Here is a 19817-nt window from a genome sequence, read left to right as displayed (position 1 = left end):
GACGGATCGGAAGCGGGGTGGAAGCGGGGTGGAACCAGGGGGCGGAAGCGAGGGCGGGGGCGGAAGCGAGGGCGGAAGCAGGGCGGAGGCGGGGCGGCTCGAACGCTCACAGGAACATCGGCCATACTTCCGCCGTGGAGCAGCGCACAGGACCCAGCATTCAGACCGTGCACGGCGCCGCGGCGGACCCGGCGTTCGTCCCGGGCATCACGGGAGTCGCGGGACTCGCGGGCCTCGGACCGGTGGCCCCGGCGGAGCCGGAGGACTCGACGGGGCCGGTCGACGCCGAGCCCCGGGACGCCGTCCCGGCGGACGCGGAAGCGCCGTCGGACGCGCCGTCGGACGCGCCGTCGGGCGTGGCGTCGGGCGGGGCATCGGACGCCGCGGACGCCGAAGTGGCCGTCTCCGAGGGCGAGTCGGAGAGCGAGCCGGAGGGCGAGTCCGGGGATGCGGCGAAGGCCGGCGCCGGGTCCGCCTCCGACGGGCCCGTCTTCGAGGCCGCCGACCGGCGCGCCCGGATCGTCGCCGACGCCTCCGGCGTGCGGCTCGCCCTCGACGAGGAGAGCTGCGAGTTCCGCTGGGACGAGATCGGCGCGGTCGAGACCGCGCGCTCCCGCTTCGGGAAGCGGTTCACGGTCATCGTGCACACGCCCGACCGTCGCTGGTACCCGATCGACATCGCGGCGCCGGCCCGGCCGCGCATGGACGTGTGGGAGTCCGAGCTGGACGCGGTGCTCGACGCCTACTTCGACGAGAACGCTTAGGACCGGCCACCGGCCCCGGGCGTCCGGGAACGGGTGCCGGAACGGGCGCGCGGGCGTTCCCGCCGGATCACCGGCGGGAACGCCCGTCCCCCGTAAGCCGGTCGCCGCCTACGGGCAGTACTGCGCCGCCTTGCCGATCGAGCGGTACATGCAGTCCGCGTTCTCCAGGAGCTGGAGGACGGCGTCCCGGTTGCGGGAGGTCTCGCGCTCGATCACCTCGTCGGGCGGGTAGAAGCCGCCGTTCCAGGACGAGGTCGGGTACATCTCGAAGGTGTACGCGAAGATCTTGTGCGCGCCCCAGAGGTAGTCGTCGATCGACCCGTCGGTGATGTACAGGTCGCTGGACTGCTCGGGCGTGTAGCCGTTGCTCGCCGCCATCTTCTTGCCGATCGTGGCGAAGGCGTCGCGGTCGTCCCGCGTCATGCCGGTGGTGGTGTCGGAGTACGTGTAGCCGAAGGGCCACAGGACGAGTTCGCTGTACGTGTGGAAGTCGATGCCGGCGGTGATCTGCTGCTTGCCGCCGACCACGCGCGAGCGGACGAAGTCGGAGACGACCTTCACCTCGGGCGCGGACTCGGGCGCGGAGCCCCGGTAGGTCTCGGAGCTCTTCGATCCGGAGGAGCCGCCGCAGCAGCCCCACTTGTAGTCCCAGTTGCGGTTCAGGTCCGTACCGACGTACGAGGAGCCGGAGTTGGGCTGGCGGTTCTTGCGCCAGCTGCGGTAGGAGCCGCCGGCGATGTCGTACTCGCCGCCGTCCGGGTTGAGGTCCGGGACGATCCAGATCTCGCGGCTGTTCACCATGCCGGTGATGCGGCTGTCCGTGCCGTAGCCGGCGCCGAGTTCGCGCAGCAGGTAGAGCGCCATCTCGACGGTGAGGTGCTCGCGGGCGTGCTGGTGGTGGGTGAAGAGGACCTCGGGCTCGGCCTCGTCGGTGCCGACGTTGTCGCTGATCTTGATGGCGATGATGTCGCGGCCCTGGTAGCTCTTGCCGATCACCCGCTTGCTCATGATGTTCGGGTAGGCGGCCAGCCGCGTGTTGATCTCGGCGTTCATCTCCGCGTAGTTGTGGTACTTGGCGTCGGCGGAGGGGAAGTCGAGCGGTCCGACGGCCGAGGCGGCGGCCTTGCCGCGCTCGGGCGGGGCGGGCAGCGCGACCGGCCGGTAGCCGAGGCTCTTGAGGTGGGCGAGCTGACGGGCGTCGGCGCTGACGACCACCGAGCGGGCGTCGACCTCGTCGACGGAGACGCCGGTGGCGGTGAGGGCGGAGCGTTCGGCGGCGGTGGCGGGTCCGGCGATCTCGTACTGCCGGATCACCTCCTCGCCGTCCTTGGCGGCGGCGGTCGGCGCCGGGTCGGCCCCGGCGGGAGTCGCGAGCGCGGTGACGGGCGCCGCGAGGGCGAGCGCCAGGAGGGCCGCCAGGGCGGCGGACCTCCGTCCGCGGGTACGAAGTCGCATGCTGTCTCCTGGGTGGGGAGTGTGGGGAGTGCGACAGACGGTCGTTCGTCGGACGTCGTTCGTCGTTCGTCGTTCGTCGTTCGTCGTTCGTCGGGCGTCGGACATCGGACGTCGGACATCAGACTTCGGGCGTCGTACGGTGCTGACATGGTGGGGGTGTGACATGAACCGGTCAAGCAGGCAAGTTCGGCCATATTCTCCCGTGTCCGGTGAGCGGAAACGGCGCAGCGCCGCCGGGTGAACGGCGGCGCTGCGGTCGGATTCCCCTGGAGGGAGCAGCCGGCGGAGGGGATTCCGGTGCGGGCCCTCCAGGGGTGGTGTGCGGCTGCGTCTCGGTGTGCTGCTGCCTGGTGTCGAAGCGCGCCGCTGTTCCTCTGCGGGGTGCTTCTTCCGGTGTGCCGCCGCCGTCGCCGCGGCGTGCGGGTTCCGCTACGGCAGGCCGTGGACGTGCGGGCCGACCGCGTTCGACCACGCGTTGCCCGCCGTGGCGTCCCAGTTGGTCGACCAGGTCATCGCGCCCCGGATGCCCGGGTACGTCTTCGACGGCTTGAACGTGCCGCAGCCGGTGCCCTTCGCGAGGCAGTCGAGCGCGTTCTTCACGATCTGCGGGTCCACGTAGCCGCTGCCCGCGCCCCGCGTCGAGGCGGGCACGCCGAGACCGACCTGCGAGGCGTCGAGGCCGCCCTGCAGCTGGATGCAGGCGAGCGCGGTGAGGAAGTCCACCGAACCCTGGCTGTAGACCTTGCCGTCGCAGCCGAGCATCGAACCGCTGTTGTAGTACTGCATGTTGACCACCGTGAGGATGTCCTTCACGGCGAGCGCGGTCTTGAAGTACTCGGTGCCGGTGTTCTGCATGTCGATGGTCTGCGGGGCCATCGTCAGGACCAGCGACGAGCCGGCCTTGGCGGACAGCTGGCGCAGCGCCTTCGTCAGGTACGTGGAGTTGATGCCGTGCTCCAGGTCGATGTCGACCCCGTTGAACCCGTACTCCTGCATCAGCGCGTAGGCGCTGTTCGCGAAGGCGGTCGCGGAGGCGTCACTGTTGATGGTGACGTTGCCCTTCTCGCCGCCGACCGAGATGATCACGGACTTGCCGGCCGCCTTCTTGGCGGCGATGTCGGCCTTGAAGTCGGCGACGGAGGCGTAGCGCACGGCCGGGTCCAGGTTGAACGTGATCTGGCCGGGCGTGGCCGTCGAGTCCGCGAAGGAGACGGCGATGATGTCGTACTGCGACGGGACGTCACGCAGCTTCTGGACGGTGGCACCGTTGTCGAAGTTCTGCCAGTAGCCGGTCAGCGCGTGCTTGGGCACGGCCGGGCCGGGGCCCGGGTCGGTGGGCTTGGCGGTGCGCGCGGTGACGGCGGCGGACTTGGCCGACTCGCCGGCGGCGTTGGTGGCCGAGACCTGGAACTGGTAGGCGGTGTCGGCGGCCAGGCCGGTGACGGTCGCCGAGGGGGTGTTCACCGTCGTCGCGAGGGCGCCGTCCTTGTAGACCTTGTAGGCCGTCGCGCCGGTCACCGCGCCCCAGCCGAGGCCGACGGAGGAGCTCGTGACGGTGCCGGTGGCGAGGCCGGCCGGGGTGGCGGGGACGGTGGGCTCCGGGTCGGTGCCGCCGCCTCCGTCGGGGCCGTGGACGCTCACGTCGTCGACGGAGTACGCGGACGTGCCGTACCAGCCGTGGGTGTAGATCTGCACCGAGGTGGTGGTGGAGCCGGTGGTGAAGGTGGTCGTCAGCTGCTTCCAGCCGGTGGAGTCGGGCGTCCAGGTGGAGACGTCGGTGGTGCCGGTGCCGCTCGCGCCGAGGTACGCGTAACCGCCCTGGACCCAGGCGCTCAGGGTGTACGTGGAGCCGGGCTTCACGGCCACCGTCTGGGTGCACTTGGCGTTGTCGAGGCCGGCCGGGGTGGCGCGCAGGGCGCCCGCGCCGGTGCGTACCGGCGAGGAGACGGCGGCGCCGCTGCCCGCCGAACAGGACCAGTTGGCGAGGCCGTTCTCGAAGCCGGCGTTCTTGGCGACGTTGACGTCGGCGGCCTGGGCGGTGCCCGCGGCGCCGACGAGGACGAGGCCGGCGCTCAGGGCAAGCCCGAACGCGGCTCTGGTGGTGCGGTCCACTTGCTGCCTCCGGAGGGGTGGGGGATGGGGAGGGGAGAGGGGCGGGAGCGGAAGAGGGGGGAGGGATGAGGGACGAGGGGGGAAGGGGAGGGGGGGAACGGGAGAAGGGGAGAGGGGAGGGGGGAACGGGAGAAGGGGAGAGGGGAGGGAGGGGAGGTGCTGGGCGGTGGTCACCGTCGCCAGACAAGTTGGTCCAGACCAATTCACTTGTCAAGACCTCGGGAAGGAAGCGCAGTTCAGACCCCGGTGCCGCGACCGGGAATATGACGGAGCTTGAAGGATTGTCTGTTCACCACCCCGGCCGACGTGGATAAAGTGCAGGGCGGCGGGTAACGCTGCGAACGCAGCACGTGATCAACGCGTGTGATCAGACGAGTGGTCAGTGAGGGATCGGGGGAGCCCGACGTGCCGACAGCGATTGCGGTCACCAGTGCCGACCTGGTGCTGCCCCCGACCGACCCGCAGACCCCTCCCGCCGCCGTCCTGCCCGACCCCGGGCTCCGGCCGCTCGACGCCTCCCTCGCCGACGTCCAGCTGCTGCTCGACCGGTACGGCCACCTCGTCGTCGTCTGCCCCGGCCACGTCCCGCCGGCGACCGCCCGACGGCTCCACTCCGTACGGTCCCTGCTCGAATCCGACCGGATCGCGATCGTCAGGACAGCCCTGCCACCGCTCGGCGCCGCCGTCCTCGTCCGCCAGCTCCGCCAGCTGTCCGTCTGCGACTTCAGCCCCGGCGTCCTCGCCTCCGCCGCCCGGCTCCTCGCCCACTACGTGTACGCCGGCGCCGTCCTCGGCTCCGTGGCCCGGCTCGACCACGTACCCGTCGGACTCACCTCCCACGTCAAGGGCTGGCTCCCCGGCGCCCAGTTCGCCGTGCTCGCCGGCCCCGAACCCCAGCTCGTACGCCTCGGATCGGGCGACGGCGACGAACTGACCGGACCCGAGTTCGCCACCGACCTCGTCCTCGCCCGCGGCCAGCTCCAGACCGAGTGGCCGACGACCGCCCTCGCCCCCCGCTGGCGGGTCCGCGCCGTCCAGGAAGCCGGCCTGCCCGACTCCTCACCCGGCTGGTGGGGCACGGGCAAGCTCGTCGAGTTCGCCGCCTACCTGCCCGACCTGCCCGTCCTGTACCAACTCGTCGCCTCCGTACGGCGCGAGACCTGCCACTGGTGCCGCATGGAACTCATCGGCGACCGCTGCGGCTTCTGCGGCGCGCCGCTGCCCGGCGCCGCGCCCGCCGAACCGGCCGCCGCCTCGGCACCCGGATAGCCCGCCCCGCCGCCGCGCGCCCGCCCGGGTCCAGCCCCCCTTCGCCCTCCCCGTCCGCCGCCCCACCCGTCCACGATCGAGGTAGTACGGCCCATGAACTCCCGCCAGCGCCGCGGCGTGATCCTGCTGCTGCTGTCCGTCCTGTGCGCGCTCGGCGTCTTCGCCGGCGTCCTCTCGGTGATCAGCGACGTGAACTCCAAGGTCGGACCCGAAGTGACCGCGTACCGGATCAAGGACGACATCGCGCCCTACGAGCCGCTCGGCCCCGGCGACTTCGAGAAGATCAGCATGCCCGAGCGCTGGCTTCCCGCGACCGCCGTCACCGACCTCGCCCGCACCCGCGGCAAGATCGCCGTCACCACCCTCAAGGCCGGCTCCCTGCTGCAGAGCGACATGATCGTCGACCGGCCCGCGCTCACCCCCGGCCAGCAGGAGATCGCCATCATGATAGACGCCGCGACCGGCGTCGCCGGCAAGATCACACCCGGCGCGGCCGTCAACATCTACGCCACCTTCGCCGGCGAACGCGGCGGCCGCCCCGCCGAGTCGCGGCTCATCGTCGCCGGCGCCCGGGTCCTCGCCATCGGCAGGCTCACGCCCGTCGAGGACACCGACGACCGCGGCGGCCGAGCCGTCTCCGCCGTCCCCGTCACCTTCGCCCTCTCCACCGCCGACACCCAACGCGTCGCCTACGCCGAGTCCTTCGCCGAGCACGTCCGCCTCGCCCTCGTCGCCCCCGGCACCACCACCCCGCCCGACCCGCGCGAGCGCACCTACACGCTCGACAAGGACAAGTGAGGCCGCATGACCACGAGGATCCTGCCGGCGGTCGGCGACCCCGACGCGGCCCGCGCCGTCGCCGCCCTCATCGGCCGGCTGCCCGACGCCGAACCCGCCGGTCCCGCCGCCGACTCCACCCAGCTCCTCGACACCCTGGCCCGGCTCGCCGCCGAGTCCCTCGACGAGCTGCCCGAGGTCGTCCTCGTCCACGAACGCATCGGCCCCGTCCCCGCGCTCGAACTCGTCCGCGAGGTCGCCCTCCGCTTCCCCGCCGTCGGCGTCGTCCTCATCACCGCCGACGCCAGCCCCGTCCTGTTCTCCGCCGCCATGGACTCCGGCGCCCGCGGCCTCGTCACCCTCCCGCTCGGCTACGAGGAGCTCGCCAGCCGCGTCCAGGCCGCCGCCCAGTGGTCCACCGGCGTCCGCCGCCACCTCGGCGCCGCAGCCGACACCCCCACCGGACCCGGCGGCACCGTCGTCACCGTCAGCGGCGCCAAGGGCGGCGTCGGCACCACCGTCACCGCCGTCCACCTCGCCCTCGCCGCCCGCGCGTCCGGACACACCGTCGCCCTCGTCGACCTGGACCTCCAGGGCGGCGACATCGCCTCGTACCTCGACGTGCAGTTCCGGCGCTCCCTCGCCGACCTCGCCACCATCAGCGACATCACGCCCCGCGTCCTCCAGGACGCCGTCTACGTCCACGAGACGGGCCTGTCGCTGCTCCTCGCCCCCGGCGAGGGCGAGCGCGGCGAGGACGTCACCGACCGCGCAGCCCGCCAGATCATCAGCGCCCTGCGCAGCCGCCACGAGGTCGTCGTCGTCGACTGCGGCACCCACCTCGACGCCGCCGGCGCGGCGGCCGTGGAGACCGCCGACACCGCCCTGCTCGTCACCACCCCGGACGTGGTCGCGGTACGGGCCGCCAAGCGCGTCGTACGGATGTGGGACCGGCTCCAGATCCGCAAGCCCGAGGAGAGCACCGTCCTGGTCAACCGCCACCAGCGGTCCACCGAGATCCAGCCGCCGCTCGTCCAGAAGATCACCGGCACGCGCATGGCGGGCGTCGCCGTGCCAGCCGCGTACAAGGAACTCGCCGCGGTCGTCGACGCGGGCCGGCTGCACGACCTGGACACACGGTCCAGCGTCAAGCAGGCGCTGTGGTCGCTGGCCGGGGAGCTCGGCATCGTGAAGCCGGCGGCCGGCGGAGGCGGCGCCCTCGTACCGGCGGGCGCGAAGGACCGTGGCGCGAAGGACCGGGGCGCGCTGGGGCTGCGGCGACGCGGCGGAGGGCGATAGCGGTGCGGGCGCCGTGGGGGGACGCGCGCAGGCCAGGACCGGGCGCACGGGCGGGCGACCGCGGGCAGGTGGCCGTCGAGTTCGTCGGCATGCTGCCGCTGATCCTGCTCACCCTGGTGCTGCTGTGGCAGTGCGTCCTGATCGGCTACACCTTCACGCTGGCCGGCAACGCGGCGGACCAGGCGGCGCGGGCCGGAGCGGTCGGGGACGACTGCCACGCCGCGGCCCTGCGGCACCTGGAGGGGGCATGGGCGGCGAGCGCGGACGCGCAGTGCGACCCGGGCGCGGACGGGATGGTGCGGGCGAAGGTGACCCTGCACGTGCCGGTGCTGTTCCCGGGGGCCGCGAGCTTCCCGTTCGACGTGACGGGCGAGGCCGGGGCCGTACGGGAGGGGGAGAGACGATGAGACGCGTCCACCGGTGCGTGAGCCTTCCTCGGAAGCGCGCGCGGCGAAGCGACCGGGGCCAGGAGCACGGCGGGCGGCCGTGCGGGCGGGGCCGGTGCGGGCCGGGCCAGGAGCACAGCCGGCACCGGTGCGGGCCGGGCCAGGAGCACGGCCGGCACCGGTGCGGGCCGGGCCAGGAGCACGGCCGGCGCCGCCGCGGGCGGGACCGCGGGCAGGTGGCCATCGAGTACCTGGGATTCCTGCCCATCCTGCTGATCGTCGGCCTCGCCGGCATCCAGCTCGGCCTCGTCGCGTACGCGGCCCAGCAGGCCGGAACCGCCGCGCGGGCCGCAGCACGGGCGGCCGGCGTGGACGACGAGGACTCCGTACCGCGCCCGGGCACGGCCGGCAGGGCGGCGATGAGCGGCTGGGTGTCCGACCACAGCACGATCACCTCCCCCGGGACCGGAACCTGGACAGTGACCGTCGAGGTGCCCTCCCTCATCCCCTTCATGGAAGGGCCGACCGTGACCAGGACCGCCACCATGCCCGTGCCCGAGGAGGACCAGCCATGAGCCTGCGGGCCCGCATCCACAGCCCCGAGGAGAACCGGGCGGGCGGCGGCCGGGAGGACGGCCACCTCGTCGCCGCGTTCCGCGCCAAACTCCTGGAGGAGATCGACCTCACCGAGATGTCCGCGCTCGCCGCCGCCGAGCGCCGGGCCCGCCTCGAACGCGTCCTCGGCCACATCATCAGCCGCGAGGGCCCCGTCCTCTCCACCGCCGAACGCGCCCAGCTGATCCGCCGCGTCGTCGACGAAGCCCTCGGACTCGGCGTCCTCGAACCCCTCCTCGAAGACGCCTCCATCACCGAGATCATGGTCAACGGCCCCGACCAGATCTACGTCGAACGGGCCGGCCGGGTCGAACTGCTGCCCCTGCGGTTCGCCTCCCACGAGCAGCTCATGCAGACCATCGAACGCATCGTGTCCACCGTCAACCGCCGCGTGGACGAGTCGAACCCGATGGTCGACGCCCGGCTGCCGTCCGGCGAGCGCGTCAACGTCATCATCCCGCCGCTCTCGCTCACCGGCGCCACGCTCACCATCCGCCGCTTCCCCCGCGCGTACACCCTGCACGAGATGACCGGCCTCGGCGCCCTCGACGAGCAGATGCTGCTCCTGCTCTCCGGGCTCGTCCAGGCCAAGTTCAACATCATCGTGTCCGGCGCCACCGGCACCGGGAAGACCACCCTGCTCAACGCCCTGTCCGGGCTCATCCCGGACGGCGAGCGGGTCATCACCATCGAGGACTCCGCCGAACTCCAGCTCCAGCAGTCCCACGTCATCCGCCTCGAAGCGCGCCCGCCGAACATCGAGGGCCGCGGCCAGGTCACCATCCGCGACCTCGTCCGCAACTCGCTGCGCATGCGCCCCGACCGCATCGTCGTCGGCGAGGTCCGCGGCGGCGAGACCCTCGACATGCTCCAGGCCATGTCCACCGGCCACGACGGCTCGCTCGCCACCGTCCACGCCAACTCGGCCGAGGACGCCCTCATGCGCCTCCAGACCCTCGCCTCCATGTCGGAGGTCAAGGTCCCCTTCGAGGCGCTGCGCGACCAGATCAACAGCGCCGTCGACGTCCTCGTCCAGCTCACCCGCCACCCCGACGGCACCCGCCGCGTCACCGAGATCGCGATCCTCGCCTCCCACGGCCGCGACAGCTACCTCCTCGCCACCGTCTGCCGCTTCGACGCGCGCCCCGTCTCCGCCGACGGACGCGTGCACGGCACGTTCACGTACCACCCGCTGCCGCGCCGCGTCGCCGAACGGCTCCACATGGCGGGCCAGCCCATCCCACAGGCCTTCGGCGTGGCCGCGAGCGACGCCCAACTCGCCACTCGGGAAGCGAAGTAGGGGGAGAAGAGCGACCGTGAACCCGACACTGCTCACCGTGGGAGCCGCGCTCGTCGGCTGCGTCCTCGCGGTGGCCGGCATCCAGCTGTACGCGAGCGGCGCCGCCCAGCGGTCCGCGCTGATCGCCCGCCTCTCGCAGACCGCCGGCGAGACGGACGAAGGCACCGGCCGGCGCCGGCGGCCGTTCCGCGGCGTCGACCGCCGGGTCCGGCGCACCCGCCTCGGCCGCAGGCTGGAACTCCGCATCTCCGCCACCGGACTCGACGTCACACCCGGCGAGTTCGTCGTCTACATGACGATCACCGTCGCCGTCCTGTGGGCCGCAGGACAGGCCTTCCTCTCGCCGTTCTTCGGGCCGATCACCGGCTTCCTCGGCGTGTGGGTGGCCGTGGGATTCCTCAACTGGCAGCGGCAGAAACGCATCGAGAAGTTCATCAACCAGCTTCCCGAACTCTCCCGCATCCTCGCCAATGCCACCCAGGCCGGACTCGCCCTGCGCATGGCGCTCTCGCTCGCCGCCGACGAACTGGAGGCGCCGGCCGGGGACGAGCTGGAGAAGGTCGCCCAGCAACTCGCCGTCGGCACCTCCGTCGACGACGCCCTCGGCGAACTCGCCGAACGCCTCCCGTCCCGCGAACTCGTCGTCCTCGTCACCACCCTGGTCCTCGCCAACCGGGCCGGCGGCACCGTCGTCTCCAGCCTGCGCAACCTCACCGAGACCCTCGAGGAACGCAAGGAGACCCGGCGCGAGGTCCGCACCCAGCTGTCACAGGTGAGCATGACCGCGTACGCTGTCCCGGTCATCGGCGTCGGCTCGCTGCTGCTGATCGACAACATGCAGCCGGGCGCGCTGGACCGGATGACGGGCTCCGGGCTCGGACAGTTCGCCGTCGTCGCGGCCCTCGCCCTGTACGCCGTCGGCTTCGTCGTCATCCGCCGCCTCGCGAAGATCGACGTGTGAGGGCGGCGACGACCATGGACCTCCTCCTCGCCCTCCTCGCCGGCCTCTCCGTCGCCGGCATCGCCTACGGCATCCGCCTCTACCGCGCCGACGCCAAGCTCCCCACCGACCTCCAGCTCGCCCTGGAGGTCGGCGCCACCCGCACCGGCGCCGTCGACTCCGTCGTCGACCGCCTCGGCATGCGCTGGTCACCCGCGGTCCTCCGCCTGATGGGCCCCCAGCGCGTCAACTCCGTACGCCGCCGCATCGACCTCGCCGGCAACCCCGGCGGCCTCACCATCGACCGCTACGGCGCCCGGCGCGCCGTCTACGGCTTCCTGGGCGGCCTGGGCGGCCTGCTCATGCTGAGCAGGGGCTCGATCCTGGTCGCGCTGCTCCTGTTCGCCTTCGGCGCGTTCTGGACGGAAGTCGGCATCTGGTCCGCGGTCCGCATCCGCAAGGACCAGATCGAACGCACCCTGCCCGACTTCCTCGACGTCCTCGCCGTCGTCGTCTCGGCCGGTCTCGGCTTCCGCCAGGCCCTGGAACGCGTCGCCGACAAGTACGAGGGCCCGTGGGCCGACGAACTCCGCATCACCCTGCGCCAGATGGACATGGGCGTCAGCCGCCGCGAGGCCTTCGACGAACTCCGCCGCCGCAACGACTCCGAGCAGGTCGCCCAGTTCGTCACGGCCCTCCAGCAGGGCGAGGAGCTGGGCGCCCCGATCGTCGACACCCTGATCCAGATCGCCAACGACATGCGCCGCACCGACGCCCAGAACGCCCGCCGCAAGGCCGCGAAGGCCGTCCCGAAGGCCACGATGGTCATCACCACGCTGATGGTCCCGGCCACGATGATCCTGCTGGGCGCCGGCCTCTTCCTGGGCACGGGCACGGACCTCGGCTCGATCACGGGCGAGTGACGGACGTGGTGACGGACGTGAGGACCGCCGCATCCGCATCCGCATCCGAATCCGACGGGAGCCGCGCACCCGTGGACCGACCTTCGACTGCGACCGCGCAGCCGCCCGACACAGCCAACGTCCCTGCGACTGCACATGCTGGCGCCATCCCAACTGTCGCCAATATACTGCCCTTCGGCAATTCAGCTTCGCGAGTGCAATCAGATGGGTGCCGGTCAGGACCGAGCGTGAGGGAGGCGAGACCGCCGCATGAACCCGACTACGTACGGTGACGGACCCGCTGAGCACTGTGAACGCCCCACCCATACGGCGTACTCTGCCCCCGTCGCCGGACACGGAGGGGAACACCATGAACGACGCGATGCTGAAGGCCCTGACCAAGGCCCAGGCGCACGCGAGTACTTGGTCCGCCAAGGGCGCCGCCCGCGCCCGAACCCGAGCCGCACGCCGCGGCGACCGGGGGCAGACGGCGGTGGAGTACCTGGGGATCATCGTGGTGGTGGTGGCGATCGTGGTGGCGATCTCGGGGACGAGCATCGGGCAGGACATCAAGAACGCCATCTCCACCAAGATCGCCAGCCTCACGGGCGGTGGCTCCGGTCAGCGCGGGGGAAACTGAGCAGCCTCCGGGCCGGTGACTCGGGGCAGGCCTTCCCCGTCTACATCACCGTCGTGGCAGGCCTGCTGTTCCTCGCGTTGGTCTACTTCGCGGTCGCCCAGGCTGCCGTCACCCGAAGCGGCGGACAGACGGCGGCCGACGCGGCGGCGCTCGCCGCGGCACAGGACGCACGCAGGCAACTCCGCGACGGCTGGCGTGACGTGATCCTCGATCCGGACGCATGGGGCGACTTCCTGCGCGGCGATGGTTACGACATCGATCTCGCCTGTGAACGGGCGGAGTCGCTTGCCGCGGACAACGGAGCCAGGATTCCGGCACCCCGTGACTGCGAGGACCGGTTGGTCGGCGGTGACATCGAGTTCCGCGTGCGCGTCAGCACCATCGGCACCGTGGGGAGTTCGCTCGTCCCGGGTACGGAGGACCGGCACGCGGAGGCGACGGCCACAGCCGTCCTGGAGCCCCTTTGCTCCTTCGATGCTCCCGAGCCCACACCTCCGCCACCGACCCCGACGACTCCGGCGCCCACAGCCTCGGGCACACCCGATCCGACCCCCACGCCGAGCCCGGAACCGGAGCCGATCACCGGCCTCGTCTGCAACGGCGACACGTGGACGATCGACCCCGGGGACCCACGGCTGCCGGACGCGGCCGATCTCTTTACCGTGCGACTGGTCGACTGACGAGCGAAGGACCCTGTTTCCCATGAGTGAGTGGTACGCGAAGAAGGTCGGCAGAGGAGTCGCCACGACCTTGGCGGCCGGGCTGCTGCTGGGACTGGCCGGCTGCGGCGGCGAGGAGAAGCCGCCACAGGACAAGGCGGCAGCCACCACCACGGTGCCCAAGAAGACCGGTGTGAACCCCCAGCCGCAGTCAGAGGCCCCTGCCGAACCCATCGCCGTACTCAGCGGGCAGGGTGGACTCGAACTCGCGGTGCTCTCGGCCACGCGCGACCAGGGAGGCTTCGTCACCGTGAGCGGCAAGCTGACCAACACCTCTGGCGCAGTGGCCATCATCCCCGCCCAACTCGGCGGGAACGAGACCGAAATCATCAAGCACGGCAACTCGCTCGGGGGCGCCACCCTCGTCGACGCGATCGGCAAGAAGCGCTACTACGTCCTGCGCGACACGGACGGCAGACCGCTGACGACTACGGATCTCTCCAGCCTGGCCTCCGGCGCCTGGACCAGCGTCTTCATGCAGTTCCCCGCCCCGCCCGCCACCACCACCGAGGTCTCGCTCCAGCTCCCCACCTTCACCCCCGCCACCATCACACTCTCCTGAGGCGCAGTCATGACGACGACCACTCCGCGCCGCCTCGCCGCCCTCTCCGTCACCGTGCTTCTCCTCGCCGTGGGCGCGGGTGGCGTCGGCGGTACCGCCCGCGCCGACGATCCGCCCGGGGCCACGTCCAACGGCGGGCCGCCGCCCGTCATCGACGCGCACTCACCCGCGCTGATGCTGCCCGACGGCGCCACCCTCGCGCCCGCCAAGGTCCTCGACATCAAGCAGATCGTCGAGGAGGAAGGCGGCGAACAGCGGCGTGAGGACACCAACGTCGACGTGACCTTCGCCCTCCAGGCCGAGGTCCTCTTCCCCAAGGACAGCGCCAAGCTCAGCCCCGCCGCCACCGCCCGCATCGCCGCCATCGCCGCGGAGATCAACAAACAGGCCTCGCGGCGCGTCCGCGTCTTCGGGTTCACCGACGACCTCGGCACGTACGAGCACGGCCTGAGGCTCTCCAAGGAACGCGCCGACGCCGTCCAGCAGGAGCTCGCCAAGAACCTCGACCCGGGAACGACCTTCGACATCCGCGGCTACAGCGAGGACTATCCCATCGCCGACAACTCCACCGAGGAGGGACGGAAGAAGAACCGACGCGTCGAGGTGTCCTTCCCGCGCACCTCCGGCGGGTAGCGGGGCGATGCGCAGGGTCGCGGCCACCGCGCTCGTCGTCCTCGGAGCCCTCGCCACCACCGCTCCCGCCCCTCCGTCTCCGCCCCCTTCTCTGCTCACGTCCGGTCTCCGGACCGACCCCGACGTCCAGCGCACCCGCACCGGCGCCCTGCTCCCCGGGCCCGGCACGTACGCCGACGACATCGCCGAGGGAGAGACCCGCTCGTACCGCGTCCGTCTCGACGGCACCACGAACGTCTACCTCTCCGCCGTCCTCGCACCCCCACCGGGCACCGCCGTCGACGTCGTGGACGGCATCTCGCTGTCCTTACGCACGCCCACCGGGCTCGCCTGCGGCCCGCGCGCCGACGTCCGCTTCTACGGCGACACCGCGCGCCCCGTCGCCGACTACGTCAGCCGGCGCGTCGAACCGGGCCGGGACTGCCAGGAGCCGGGGGAGTACGTCCTCGACGTCCAGGGCGTCGGGCGGGACACCGTCGGCCACGGGAAACCGTGGCGCTGGCCGGTGGAGATCGGTTACGTGGAGGAGGCGGCACCCGGAAGCGGGTCCGCGCCTCCGCCCCCGGCCCCGTTTCCGCCCACGGCGTGGTCCGCCGAACCGCCCGCCGGGGCGTTCCGCGACGGCGAGGCGCGCCGGGTGCGGGGCGGCACCGGGTTCGGCGACGCCGCGCAGCTCCCCGGTACCGGCAGCTGGCGGGACGAACTGCGGCCGGGGGAAAGCCGGTTCTACCGGGTGCCGGTCCGCTGGCGGGAACAGCTCTTCGCGCGGGCGCGGTTCGGCAACGCGGAGCCGCCGCCCGGCTCCGCCCTGCCGGACGGGCTGCGGCTCGCGCTGTACAACCCGGCGCGCGGGGCCGTCGACGAGCGCAAGGGCCTGTACACCGGCGAGCCCGCCACCCTCCTGCTCGGCACCGCGCCCGCCGCCTACGCCAACCGCACCAAGGGCGCCACCGAGGCCGTCGCCGCGATGCGCTTCGCCGGTGACTACTACCTTCAGCTCACCCTGGACCGGCGTGCCCCGGCGTCCGTCCCGCTGGCCCTCGACCTGGCACTCGCCACCCCGTCCGGGGCACACGTCGCCAAGCCGGCACCCGGCCAGACCACCGGCAGCCCGGCCACCGACGCGCACTCCGGCCTGGCGCCCGACGCGACCCGCGGCCGTGCCTCAGGTCCCGACTCCGACCCAGCCTCTGCCCCCGACCCCGACCCCGATCTCGACTCCGACTTCGGTTCCGGCCCCGGCCCCGGCGCCGGCCCCGATCCGGTCCTGCGCGCCGTGGGCATTGCCGGGCTCTCCACCGGCACCGCCCTCGTCGCCTTCCTCGCCGCCTGGCCCCTCTTCCCTTCCCGATCCCCCCGCCCCCGCCCCCATCCCCACCCCCACCCCCGTTCCCGGTTCCGGCCCCGTCTCCGGTCCCGTCCCCGCGGGCGCCACGCCCGCGGGGCGTGACGCCCCGTTGCCCCGCTGCCCGGTTGCCCACCCGCCCGGTTGCCCACCGGCCCGGCTCCCGCGCGTCCGCCCTCAGCCGCCTTGCCTGGTCACGGGACCCGGCAGGCGCCGGCGCTTCACGTGTCCGGGGTCGCCGTCAAGGACGCCAAGGCCTCCCGGATCGTCGTCGTCATGCGGTGCGGGTGGTCGAAGACCTCGCGGGCCGTGAAGCGCAGGACGCGGCGGACGCCCGGGCAGTTCTGCAGTTCGTTGAAGCGGCGGACGTCGCGCTCGTGGGCCTTGCGGGTGCCGTGGAACGTGAAGCCCTCGATCTCGACGACGAGCCCGGCGGCGCGGAAGTAGAAGTCCGGGTGCAGCGGACGGCCCGTGGCGGTGTGCAGGGCCGGCTGGGTCTCGGGGCGCAGTCCCGCGTCGCGTATCCGGAGCCGGGCGACCGTCTCCGCCGGTGAGCCCGAGCCGGCCACCGCCAGTGACAGCCAGCGGCGCGCCGCGGGGGCTCCCGGGTGGCGGGGCGCGGCCAGTTCGGCGGCCAGTTCCTCCGCGCGGACCAGGGGCGCGCGGTGGAGACCGGTGACGAAGCGGTGGGACAGTGCCGAGTCCGCGACGACCACGGCCGCCTCCCGGCTGTCGGCAGCCCGTATCAGGTCGCCGACCGTGCGCGCCGCGGTCGTCACCCGCAGCCCGCGCCGGACCGCGCAGTCGCGCTCGCCGAGTCGGGTCGTGCCGTGCACGCGTATCCGGCCATGAACGACTCGGCCGTACCGGGCGCTGAATTCGAGGACCTCGGTCTCGGCCCCGCCCGTCGGCCCGCCTGTCGGTCCGCCCGTGAGGAGTTCGATGCGATGCGCCGCCGCGGCCGTGCGGTGGCTGCACACCAGCTCCGGCCCGATCAGTTGGACCGCCCTGGCCCGCGTCCGCCAGTCCACCTCCTTTCCCGGGAGCGCCCACGCGCCCCGCCAGATCCGCTGCCAGCCCTCCGTGCGCAGCCTCCGGTCGAGCCGCCCCCGCGGCCGGCCCGCGGCGAGCGCCCACACCGTGAGCAGCACCCCGCCCCTGGCGAGGTTCATCAACTCGTACATACGAGCAACGATCCACGGAAGGGCGACACTTCGCACCCCCTGTGGAAAACCCGTCGAAAGACGTCGTCAGGAAAGCGCAAAAGCGACGGGTCAGGGCACTTCGACGGGAGCACTCTGGTGCGTGGAGCTCTCCTTCGCCGGTTCTCCTGGCCGGTCCCTTCGCCGGTTTCCTCGACCGGCCCCTCACCGTTTCCGGAATGGGCAGCCATGACGACCCCAACTCCCCTCTCCACGAACCCCACTCCCGTCCCCGTCGCCCCCGTCCCCGTCGCCCCCGCCCTCGTTGCCCCTGTCCCCGTCCCCCCTGTGCCTGCCGCTCCCGCCTCCACCGCCTCCGCCACTCCCGCCTCCGCCACCTCCACCGCCGACGTGTCCGCCGCCCACGCTCCCCGTGTTCAGCGGGTACGCGACCTCGTCGCCCGGGTCCCCGGGTTCCGGCCCGCGTTCGACGCGCACGTCTTCCGGCAAGGCGACGTCCAGCCGCACGTCTTCTTCTGGGACGTCGTGCAGGACACCGTGCGCGCGTTCCTCGGCGAGGAGGGCTGCGCCGTCGACTGGCGGCGGACGCTCGACTTTCTGGAGGAGCAGTGCCGCCGCGGCGAGGTGGGAGTCGACGAGGTGATCGTGACGTCCTTCCTCGGTGATCTCCCGCATCCCCACGAGCCGGGGTACGAGATCGTGCGGCAACTGGGGCCGGTCATGACGGCCAGGTTCCGGCGGCTCCGCCCGGGCGGCTGACGTCGCGCCTCCGAGGGCCTCCATAATCGAACGCATGCCCCGCCCCGCCCCCGGCCCGACCTCCACCCCGAACCCGAACCCGAATCCGGCATCGAACCCGAACCCGAATCCGGCATCGAACCCGAACCCGAATCCGGCATCGAACCCGAACCCGATCCAGCACCCGATCCAGCACCCGAGCCCGGAACCGCCGACGCCCGTAGCCACCCCGACGTCCGGTCCTGCCCGTACGCCTTCCGGCCCTGCCCCTACGCCTCCCGCCCCGCCCCGTAAGGCATTCGCCCCGCCCTGGGCGGCCCTCGGCGGCTATGCCGCCACCCGCCTCCTCGGGCTCGTCGCGCTCGCAGTCGTCGCGGCGGTCGTGGACAAGGACGGGCTGCACCGGCTCAAGGGGCGCTGGGACGCGGTCTGGTACGCGCGGATCGCCGAGCACGGCTACGGCCACGAGGTGACGCTGCCGAACGGCGACGTCCACTCCGACCTGGCCTTCTTTCCGCTCTTCCCGGCTCTGGAGCGGGCCGTCTCCGTCCTCCTCCCGGTCGACGTGGCCACCGCCGGACTGCTCGTCTCCTGGGCCGCCTCGCTCGCCGCGGCCTGGGGGATCTACGCGGTCGGCGCGCACGTGGCGGGGCGGCGCGCCGGGGTGGTGCTCGCGGTCCTGTGGGGCGTGTACCCGACGGCGTTCGTCCAGTCGATGGCTTACACGGAGACCCTGTTCACGGCCCTCGCCGCCTGGTCGCTCCTGGGGGTGCTGCGCGGGCGCTGGATCCTGGCCGGGGTCCTTTCCGTGTGCGCGGGACTGACCCGGCCCACGGCGGCGGCACTGATCGCGGCGATCGGGATCACCGCGCTCGTCACCGTCGTACGCGAACGGCGGTTCCGGGCGCCGCTGGTGGCCGGGGTGCTGCTGGCGCCGCTGGGCTGGCTCGCGTACGTCGTGTACGTCGGGGTCCGCCAGGGCAGTGCCACCGCCTACTTCGACGTCCAGGCGGCGTGGGGCAACTCGATCGACGGCGGCGTCGCGCTCGCCCGCTTCATCGCGGGGCTGCCGTGGCCCGCGGCGCTCGGCCTGTGCGCCGCGCTCGTCCTTCTCGGAGGGCTCGTCGTGCTGTGCGTGCGGCAGAGGCAGCCGCTTCCGCTGCTCGTGTACACGGTCGCCGTCGTGGTCGTCTCGCTGGTCGGCGCCGCGTACTTCGGGTCCCGGCCGCGGCTGATGATGCCGGCCTTCGGGCTGCTGCTGCCGCCCGCCGTGGCACTGGCCCGGCTCCGCACGCGTACGGCGGCCCCGGTGCTCGGCGCCCTGGCGCTCGCCTCGGCGGTCTACGGGGCCTTCACCCTCCTCGGCTCCGGCCCGCCGTGACGGTCACCCGCCTGCCGGTCCGTCCGCCTCGACGCGGGCCCGCGCCTTCGCAGTGACGGTCACCGCCGTAGCCGTAGCCGTAGCCGTAGCCGTAGTCGTATCCGTAGCCCTAACCGCAGCCGTCGCCACCGCCGTCACGCTTCCCCTGTCTCCCGCGCTTCCCCCGTCTCCGCCGTGACCCTCACCCCCCGCCGCAGGCCCCATCCCGCCATCGTGCCGCCCTCCGCCTCCAGGACGTGGCGGCCGCGGAGGCGGATCATGCCGAGGCGGCCCGGGCGCATGGTGACGACGTCGAGGACGGTCCACGAGCGGTCGAGGTAGGCCACGTCGATCGTGAGGCGCATCCCGAAGGTGTGGATGCTGTTCGTGGGCGTGATGAGCAGGGCGCCCTCGATGCCGTCGCGGCCCAGCAGGCCCCGCCGCCGGGCACCGTAGGAGGCCGCGATCTCCAGCGGCACCGCTCCGGCCGGTGTGCGCAGGGTTCCCCGGCCGTCCCGCCAGGTCCGCCGCGAAGCCCACCGCCCCGGAGTCCAACGCCCCGGAGCCCATTGCCCCGGAGTCCAGCACCCCGAAGCCCACCGTCCCGAAGTCCCCTGTGAAGTCCTCCCCATGAGGGCGACCCTAGCCCTAGGGTCGCCCCCGTGGACGCCCTCTCGCTCGCCCTCGTCGTGGCCGCCGCCCTGTGGGGCGGGGCGGCCGGGCTGCTCGTGCCGCGCGCCGCCTACCGTCTGGCGGTCGCGCCCGACGAGCCCTGGCGGGACGCGTGCCCGGCGGGCCATCGGTTCGCGGGGCCCGCCGGCTGGCTGGGCGGCCCGGG

Annotated in this window: 20 protein-coding genes and 1 pseudogene; 17 read left to right on the top strand and 4 right to left on the bottom strand. The window is 72.8% G+C overall.

The window, feature by feature from the left end; all coding sequences use genetic code 11:
* Nucleotides 1–134 precede the first annotated feature (134 nt).
* Complete coding sequence (locus ESG85_RS20215; RefSeq protein ID WP_128981231.1) at nucleotides 135–764, top strand: hypothetical protein; 630 nt, start codon at nucleotides 135–137, stop codon at nucleotides 762–764.
* A 108-nt stretch (nucleotides 765–872) separates the two neighbouring features.
* On the opposite strand, the gene ESG85_RS20210 is transcribed toward ESG85_RS20215, so the two are convergent.
* Nucleotides 873–2219 (bottom strand): M14 family metallopeptidase, encoded by a 1347-nt coding sequence (locus ESG85_RS20210; protein WP_128981229.1) that lies wholly within the window; start codon nucleotides 2217–2219, stop codon nucleotides 873–875.
* Between the two features lie 429 nt (nucleotides 2220–2648).
* Nucleotides 2649–4295 (bottom strand): chitinase, encoded by a 1647-nt coding sequence (locus ESG85_RS20205; protein WP_246095187.1) that lies wholly within the window; start codon nucleotides 4293–4295, stop codon nucleotides 2649–2651.
* Nucleotides 4296–4736: 441 nt separating this feature from the next.
* On the opposite strand from ESG85_RS20205, the gene ESG85_RS20200 reads away from it, so the two are divergent.
* The 13 genes from ESG85_RS20200 (at nucleotide 4737) to ESG85_RS20140 (ending at nucleotide 15823) form a co-directional block, all read left to right on the top strand.
* On the top strand, nucleotides 4737–5600 hold the full coding sequence (locus ESG85_RS20200) for a hypothetical protein (RefSeq protein WP_128981225.1): 864 nt from the start codon (nucleotides 4737–4739) through the stop codon (nucleotides 5598–5600).
* Nucleotides 5601–5693: 93 nt separating this feature from the next.
* Nucleotides 5694–6398, top strand: a complete 705-nt coding sequence (cpaB, locus tag ESG85_RS20195; protein WP_128981223.1) for a Flp pilus assembly protein CpaB — start codon at nucleotides 5694–5696, stop codon at nucleotides 6396–6398.
* 6 nt (nucleotides 6399–6404) lie between these two features.
* Nucleotides 6405–7676 (top strand): CpaE/TadZ family protein, encoded by a 1272-nt coding sequence (locus ESG85_RS20190; protein WP_128981221.1) that lies wholly within the window; start codon nucleotides 6405–6407, stop codon nucleotides 7674–7676.
* 68 nt (nucleotides 7677–7744) lie between these two features.
* Entirely contained in the window at nucleotides 7745–8083 is a 339-nt protein-coding gene (locus ESG85_RS36670; RefSeq protein ID WP_281288062.1) for a TadE/TadG family type IV pilus assembly protein, read from the top strand.
* Nucleotides 8084–8298: 215 nt separating this feature from the next.
* Complete coding sequence (locus ESG85_RS36050) at nucleotides 8299–8637, top strand: TadE/TadG family type IV pilus assembly protein (RefSeq protein ID WP_246095186.1); 339 nt, start codon at nucleotides 8299–8301, stop codon at nucleotides 8635–8637.
* On the top strand, nucleotides 8634–9977 hold the full coding sequence (locus tag ESG85_RS20175; protein ID WP_128981217.1) for a TadA family conjugal transfer-associated ATPase: 1344 nt from the start codon (nucleotides 8634–8636) through the stop codon (nucleotides 9975–9977). Before ESG85_RS36050 ends, ESG85_RS20175 begins: the two co-directional genes overlap by 4 nt.
* A gap of 16 nt (nucleotides 9978–9993) precedes the next feature.
* A complete protein-coding gene (locus tag ESG85_RS20170; RefSeq protein ID WP_128981215.1) occupies nucleotides 9994–10938 on the top strand; it encodes a type II secretion system F family protein in 945 nt (314 codons plus the stop codon).
* A 14-nt stretch (nucleotides 10939–10952) separates the two neighbouring features.
* Entirely contained in the window at nucleotides 10953–11840 is an 888-nt protein-coding gene (locus tag ESG85_RS20165; RefSeq protein WP_128981316.1) for a DUF5936 domain-containing protein, read from the top strand.
* Nucleotides 11841–12189: 349 nt separating this feature from the next.
* The gene (locus ESG85_RS20160; protein WP_128981314.1) at nucleotides 12190–12459 is read left to right on the top strand and encodes a Flp family type IVb pilin; all 270 of its coding nucleotides are present in this window, start codon (nucleotides 12190–12192) and stop codon (nucleotides 12457–12459) included.
* 53 nt (nucleotides 12460–12512) lie between these two features.
* Nucleotides 12513–13139, top strand: coding sequence for a hypothetical protein (locus ESG85_RS20155; protein ID WP_246095180.1), 627 nt, complete (start codon nucleotides 12513–12515; stop codon nucleotides 13137–13139).
* 22 nt (nucleotides 13140–13161) lie between these two features.
* Entirely contained in the window at nucleotides 13162–13740 is a 579-nt protein-coding gene (locus ESG85_RS20150) for a hypothetical protein (protein WP_128981213.1), read from the top strand.
* A gap of 9 nt (nucleotides 13741–13749) precedes the next feature.
* Nucleotides 13750–14373: an OmpA family protein gene (locus tag ESG85_RS20145; protein WP_128981211.1), complete on the top strand. Its 624-nt coding sequence runs from the start codon at nucleotides 13750–13752 to the stop codon at nucleotides 14371–14373.
* 7 nt (nucleotides 14374–14380) lie between these two features.
* Nucleotides 14381–15823, top strand: a complete 1443-nt coding sequence (locus ESG85_RS20140; RefSeq protein ID WP_128981209.1) for a hypothetical protein — start codon at nucleotides 14381–14383, stop codon at nucleotides 15821–15823.
* A gap of 116 nt (nucleotides 15824–15939) precedes the next feature.
* Here the strand turns inward: ESG85_RS20140 and ESG85_RS20135 are convergent, their stop codons facing one another.
* Nucleotides 15940–16902: a hypothetical protein gene (locus ESG85_RS20135; RefSeq protein ID WP_128981207.1), complete on the bottom strand. Its 963-nt coding sequence runs from the start codon at nucleotides 16900–16902 to the stop codon at nucleotides 15940–15942.
* Between the two features lie 306 nt (nucleotides 16903–17208).
* On the opposite strand from ESG85_RS20135, the gene ESG85_RS20125 reads away from it, so the two are divergent.
* Together ESG85_RS20125 and ESG85_RS20120 are read left to right on the top strand one after the other, a co-directional pair.
* Complete coding sequence (locus tag ESG85_RS20125; RefSeq protein ID WP_246095179.1) at nucleotides 17209–17640, top strand: hypothetical protein; 432 nt, start codon at nucleotides 17209–17211, stop codon at nucleotides 17638–17640.
* 34 nt (nucleotides 17641–17674) lie between these two features.
* On the top strand, nucleotides 17675–19000 hold the full coding sequence (locus ESG85_RS20120; RefSeq protein ID WP_246095178.1) for a hypothetical protein: 1326 nt from the start codon (nucleotides 17675–17677) through the stop codon (nucleotides 18998–19000).
* 134 nt (nucleotides 19001–19134) lie between these two features.
* Here the strand turns inward: ESG85_RS20120 and ESG85_RS20115 are convergent, their stop codons facing one another.
* On the bottom strand, nucleotides 19135–19458 hold the full coding sequence (locus ESG85_RS20115; RefSeq protein ID WP_246095177.1) for a DUF192 domain-containing protein: 324 nt from the start codon (nucleotides 19456–19458) through the stop codon (nucleotides 19135–19137).
* 183 nt (nucleotides 19459–19641) lie between these two features.
* On the opposite strand from ESG85_RS20115, the pseudogene ESG85_RS36045 reads away from it, so the two are divergent.
* Nucleotides 19642–19817 (top strand): annotated as a pseudogene (locus ESG85_RS36045) (prepilin peptidase); the annotation flags it as partial.

Origin of the sequence: Streptomyces roseicoloratus (assembly GCF_004117935.1) — a bacterium.
Taxonomy (GTDB): domain Bacteria; phylum Actinomycetota; class Actinomycetes; order Streptomycetales; family Streptomycetaceae; genus Streptomyces; species Streptomyces roseicoloratus.
Note: the sequence above shows the minus strand (reverse complement) of the source record. Positions and strands in the feature narration are given on the sequence as shown.